This window comes from Achromobacter sp. (assembly GCF_057314935.1).
In genome coordinates this window covers 14,483-19,331 of the sequence record NZ_DBHKZA010000099.1, presented here as the reverse complement: position 1 = coordinate 19,331, position 4,849 = coordinate 14,483, and the positions used below count along the sequence as shown (strand labels likewise).

Below are 4,849 nucleotides of genomic sequence, written 5' to 3'. Positions count from 1 at the left end.
CGCCGGCACCGTATTTTTGACAGAATCGCTTCGCAAGAAAGGAATTTCACATGGCTTCCATCACTAACCTCGGCTCGACCACCGGTTTGCCCCTGGAAAAGATCCTGACGGACCTTCAGGCCGCCGAGGACAAACGACTGAGCATTTATTCGACCCGCCAGGCCAGCTACGAAGCCCGGGTGAGCGCGTTCGGCCAAGTGCAAAGCGCTGTGGAAGCACTGCAAAAGGCTGCCGAAGCGTTGGGGAAGTCGTCGACGTTGGATGCGGTCAAGTCGACCGTAACCGGTGATGGCCTGACCGTGACTATCGGAGAAAATGGCGCCACGATGGGCGAGTACTCGATCAATGTAAACAAACTCGCTACGGCCCAAACGTTGCAATCGGGCGTTGTCGCCGATCGCAAGGCGGCCAATGGCGCGTCTGGCTCATTCGAAATCGAACTTGTCAATGGCGACAAGCGCACCATCAACCTGACCGACACGTCCTTGGACGGTATCGCCAAAGCCATCAATTCCGACGACAAGGCTGGCGTACGTGCCACCATCATCACCAACGGCGATGGGGCAAGCTATCTGATGCTCAGCGCCAAAGATACCGGCGAAAAGGCCGCGGTGAAATCCATTACCGTCGCCGGCAGCTCCGATCTCAAGAACATCCTGAATTACAACACCGATCCTGCCGACACCAGCACCAAACTGAAGCAACAAACCGCAGCGGTTGATGCGGAGATCGAGATCAACGGCATCGCGGTCAAGAGTGGCAGTAATAACATTTCCACGGCCATTGACGGCATTACGTTGAATCTGACCGCGAAGACTGAGGATGGCAAACCCATCACAGTCAAGTTGAGCAGCGATACCGCCGTTGCAAGCAAAGCCGTGGGAGATTTTGTCAACGCTTACAACGCGCTGCAAAACACAATCACGAAACTGACAGCGTTTGACGTCGCAGCACAAACAAATCAAGCCCTGACCGGCGACGGTACCACGCGCAGCATTCAGTCGGCGATGTCCAACGCCTTGCAAGCATTTACGACTGACGGGACAGTACGCTCCCTCGCCGACCTTGGTATTTCAACCGACCCGAAAAGCGGCCAGTTGAAGTTGGACCAAGCCAAACTGGACAAGGCGCTGGCAGCTAACCCCGCCGATGTCAAACAGCTCATGACTTCGCCCGATGGCCTTGCTGCGAAATTCGCCGCAGCCACGAAGAACGTCCTGGGCGACAACGGATCGATCAAGGCAAGCAAAGATGGCCTGACCAAATCGATCGAAGATGTGAAAGAACAATTGGATCGCGCCAAAACGTCCAGCGCGGCACAAATGGCGCAGATGCGCGCTCAGTTCGTTGCCTTGGACAAGTTCGTATCGCAGCAAACCGTCACGGCGAACTACCTCACCCAACAGTTCGCCGCCTTGGCCAAATCCAAGTAATTTATAGAAGATGCATTAATGACTTACGCCGCCCGCCGCCCCACAGGCTCTCATTCTGTTCGCTCCTACGCCGATATCGGCCTGGAAACGCAGATCGTTGGCGCGAGCCCGGAACGGCTGATCTCCTTGCTATATCTTGGCGCCCGTGCAGCTATCGGGCAAGCCCGCATCCATATGCAGGAAGGCAGGTCGGCAGAGCGCGGCGCGGCCATCTCCAAGGCGATCAAGATCGTCGACGAAGGCCTGAAGACCGGACTGAACATGGAGGCAGGCGGCGAGATCGCCGCAAATCTCGCCCTCCTCTATGACTACATCGTCCGCACGCTTTTGATGGCGAATCTCAAGGCAGACCCCGAGCAGCTTGAAATTGCCGATCGCCTGTTGGCGGATCTGGCCGAGGCTTGGCAGACTTCCATCGACCGCCCTGTTGGCGGCACGCAGCCTTGATGGCACGGCGCAAACGAACCCAGCCCGCCAGCAAACGCCCGAGATTTCCATGACGTCCCTTACCCAGCCCACCACTCCCATCCTGGAACGCTACCAGGAGATCGCCTTCATCACGGGCGAAATGCTTGCGGCCGCCCAAGCCGGCGATTGGGATGCCGCGATGGTCCATGGGCAGCAATATTGCGAGCAGGTCGAGCGGCTGCGCATGACCGAACGCACGGTCCCGCTGGATGACGCCGCGCGCGCCATGAAATACGACCTGCTCGTGCGTATCCTGGAAAACGATGCGTTGACGCGAGACCTGGCCCTGCCGCAACTGGCTCGGTTGGGCGAACTGCTGGGACGCATGAAGCGCCAGCAGACCTTGCTGTCGGCCTACGGCAACCGGACGCCTGAAGAATGAGCGTAGGTCCCGCCGCACTCGGCAACGTCCTGGTGCAGCGGTTGGATGCCGTGCTTGGCACGACGATGTCCGCCGCTACCGCCAATCAGGTTTCCGGCGCACGGCCGGATGCGGTCAGCCAGCCCGGGGGCTTGGATAAGCCCGGCTCGTCGGATGGTTCCACCCGCGATTCCCGGCAAGGCATACAGACTGGCGGCGCCCGAGGCGACCGCCAGAATACTGTTGTCGACGCCAAGACCGCCGCCGCCCTGGCGCTGGCGGCCCGCGGACTCGTCACCAGCAGCGACACCACGGCATCGGCCCCGACGACGCTGGGCACGACCGCACGCACCATTCTTGCCTTGCTGGCCCAATATCCCGAGGCTGCGCCTGCCGTGCAGGGGCGCGCCCCGCTTTGGAACGCCAACGGCGCGCCGGGCCAACCTGCCGGCCAGGCGGCGTCCGGCCAGGCCACCCCGGGTGCGGGCCAACCCGCGCCCGCCGCAACGCCGGCGCCCGCCCAGCCGGCGGCCCCTGCCGGCCCCACCGCCGCCGCGGATGCCACTGCCGCCACCAAGCTTGCGCGGCCCGCAGGCCAAGCCGACGCCAACGTCGCCCGCGGCGCCGATGCGGCTACCCACGCCTCGTTGGCCGCAAGCGGTCCGTCCGCCCGTTTGCTGGGCCAGGCGCTGCGCCAAGCCCTGCAAACCAGCGGCCTGTTCTACGAATCGCACCTGACCAACATGGTCTTCGGGCGGCTCAGCCCGTCGTCGCTGCAGAACGAGCCCCAGGCCAAGCTGAGCAAGGACGATATCCCGCAAAACACCGCGGCGGCACGCGGCCGGCCGGAGGCCTCAGCCTCGGGACGCGCAGGCGGCGGCGCGGATGCGCCTTCCAGCACCGGCTCGTCCTCCACGTCCGCACCGGGCACGCCGATCGCCGGCATCCACCAGGACCTCACGGTGCTGGTGCGTCAGCAGCTGGATGTGCTGGCCAACCAGTCGCTGACCTGGCAAGGCGAAGCCTGGCCCGGCACGCCGATGGAATGGGAAGTGGAACGCGACCCCTACGGCGGCGACCCCGATTCGGCGACCCCCACCTGGGCCACGCGCCTGAAGCTGGATCTGCCTCGGCTTGGCCTGGTCGACGCCCGGCTGAACCTGGCCGGTGACCAGATCGTCCTGCAACTGGTTGCGCCGCTGGCGGCCGCGGAAATCAATGATTCGTCGGACCAGCTGCGATCGCGCCTCCTGGCCGCGGGCCTGACCCTGAGCAACCTGGCGGTCAGCGTGACGGAACCCCGGGCCATCGACCCGAACGACATCTGATGAACACCCCCCCCTACGCCGAGGACAACGGCCCCAACGCCAACCGCAACGCGGCAGTCGCCGTTTCGTACGACGACAAGGACGGCGCCCCGCGCGTCGTCGCCAAGGGCTACGGCCAGCTGGCCGACACCATCGTCCGCGCCGCCGAAGAGAACGGCCTGTACGTGCACGAGTCCCGCGAACTGGTCGGCCTGCTCATGCAGGTGGACCTGGACGCACATATTCCCCCCCAACTGTACGTAGCGGTGGCAGAATTGCTGGCCTGGCTCTATCGCCTGGAATCGCGCGAGCTTCCCGAAGCCGCGCCACCCGCCTGACCTCACTCTCTAAGGACCACCATCGTGTTGGATGCCAGCGACCCGGAATTCCTGCTGACCCGGCCGGAAGACATGCGCTCAGCCTTGTTTGAACTGACGCACCCCGACAGCCACATCCTCGTGCGCGATGCCGCCGACCGCGAGATGGCCGTGCTCGTCCTGGGCGCGGACAAGCACACCCGCCAGTTCTTCTGGCGGCCCCGCGACTACGCCGGCGCCGACTTCGAACAGTCCGACAGCATGGGCTTGTTGAGCGGCACCACTTTCCATTTCCACGCCACCGCCTACGGCGGCGTGCAGATCCGGTTCCGCGTGCAGCGGCCGGAGGTGATCCAGTTCGACGACGGCAGCGCGGCGTTGGTGTCGCCTTTTCCCGATCGGCTTGCCCGGATCCAGCGGCGCAAGATGTTCCGCGCCTCGCTGGCCGGCAGCGCCAACCTGTGCCAGGCCAGCTGGCAACCCGCGCCCAAGGAGAAGCCCTACAGCTTCACGGTCCGCGACCTGTCGGTCGATGGCGTGGGCCTGCGGGTCGGACTGGCGGTGCCGGTCCTGCCCGAGCGCGGCACGGTGATGGAAGCGGTGCAACTGGACTTCGGCGAACTGGGCAAGCTCAGCGCCGACCTGGAAGTGCGCAACGTCTATCCGATTTCGGGCCAACCGATGATCCAGCCCGGAACACCGGAGGACGAGGCGCCCAGGCACGTCTCGCTGACCGGCGAACCGCCGATGAGCCACGTGGGCGCCGTGTTCCTGAATCTGGATGCGCGCCAGGAGAACTGGCTGCAGAAAGTGGTCTGGCGCCTTGAGAAAGGCGCGCAGCGCGACTGATCCGCCGGAGGCGGCAGCAAGCATGCGAAGCATGCGCAGCGTGGGGGCGCCCCCTTCTTCTTAAACGGCCATCGAGGAGATTTCCTTGTAGGCGGCAACCAGCTTGTTGCGCAC

7 protein-coding genes are annotated in these 4,849 nt (G+C 64.0%); 6 read left to right on the top strand and 1 reads right to left on the bottom strand.

Annotated elements, in window-relative coordinates:
• Positions 1 to 50 precede the first annotated feature (50 nt).
• Genes fliD through ACO6D5_RS26210 form a run of 6 tightly spaced genes read left to right on the top strand, consistent with a single transcriptional unit; the run spans position 51 to position 4,735 of the window.
• A complete protein-coding gene (gene fliD, locus ACO6D5_RS26235) occupies positions 51 to 1,433 on the top strand; it encodes a flagellar filament capping protein FliD (protein ID WP_485827004.1) in 1,383 nt (460 codons plus the stop codon).
• Between the two features lie 18 nt (positions 1,434 to 1,451).
• On the top strand, positions 1,452 to 1,880 hold the full coding sequence (gene fliS, locus ACO6D5_RS26230) for a flagellar export chaperone FliS (RefSeq protein WP_485827003.1): 429 nt from the start codon (positions 1,452 to 1,454) through the stop codon (positions 1,878 to 1,880).
• A gap of 49 nt (positions 1,881 to 1,929) precedes the next feature.
• On the top strand, positions 1,930 to 2,283 hold the full coding sequence (locus tag ACO6D5_RS26225) for a flagellar protein FliT (protein WP_088588345.1): 354 nt from the start codon (positions 1,930 to 1,932) through the stop codon (positions 2,281 to 2,283).
• The gene (gene fliK, locus ACO6D5_RS26220; RefSeq protein ID WP_485827002.1) at positions 2,280 to 3,590 is read left to right on the top strand and encodes a flagellar hook-length control protein FliK; all 1,311 of its coding nucleotides are present in this window, start codon (positions 2,280 to 2,282) and stop codon (positions 3,588 to 3,590) included. The genes ACO6D5_RS26225 and fliK overlap by 4 nt, the downstream gene beginning before the upstream one ends.
• Positions 3,590 to 3,907, top strand: a complete 318-nt coding sequence (locus ACO6D5_RS26215) for an EscU/YscU/HrcU family type III secretion system export apparatus switch protein (RefSeq protein ID WP_315847107.1) — start codon at positions 3,590 to 3,592, stop codon at positions 3,905 to 3,907. The genes fliK and ACO6D5_RS26215 overlap by 1 nt, the downstream gene beginning before the upstream one ends.
• Before the next feature lie 27 nt (positions 3,908 to 3,934).
• A complete protein-coding gene (locus ACO6D5_RS26210; RefSeq protein ID WP_485827006.1) occupies positions 3,935 to 4,735 on the top strand; it encodes a flagellar brake protein in 801 nt (266 codons plus the stop codon).
• Between the two features lie 60 nt (positions 4,736 to 4,795).
• Here ACO6D5_RS26210 and ACO6D5_RS26205 read toward each other — a convergent pair whose 3' ends face one another.
• A complete protein-coding gene (locus ACO6D5_RS26205; RefSeq protein WP_485827005.1) occupies positions 4,796 to 4,849 on the bottom strand; it encodes a flagellar hook-basal body complex protein FliE in 54 nt (17 codons plus the stop codon).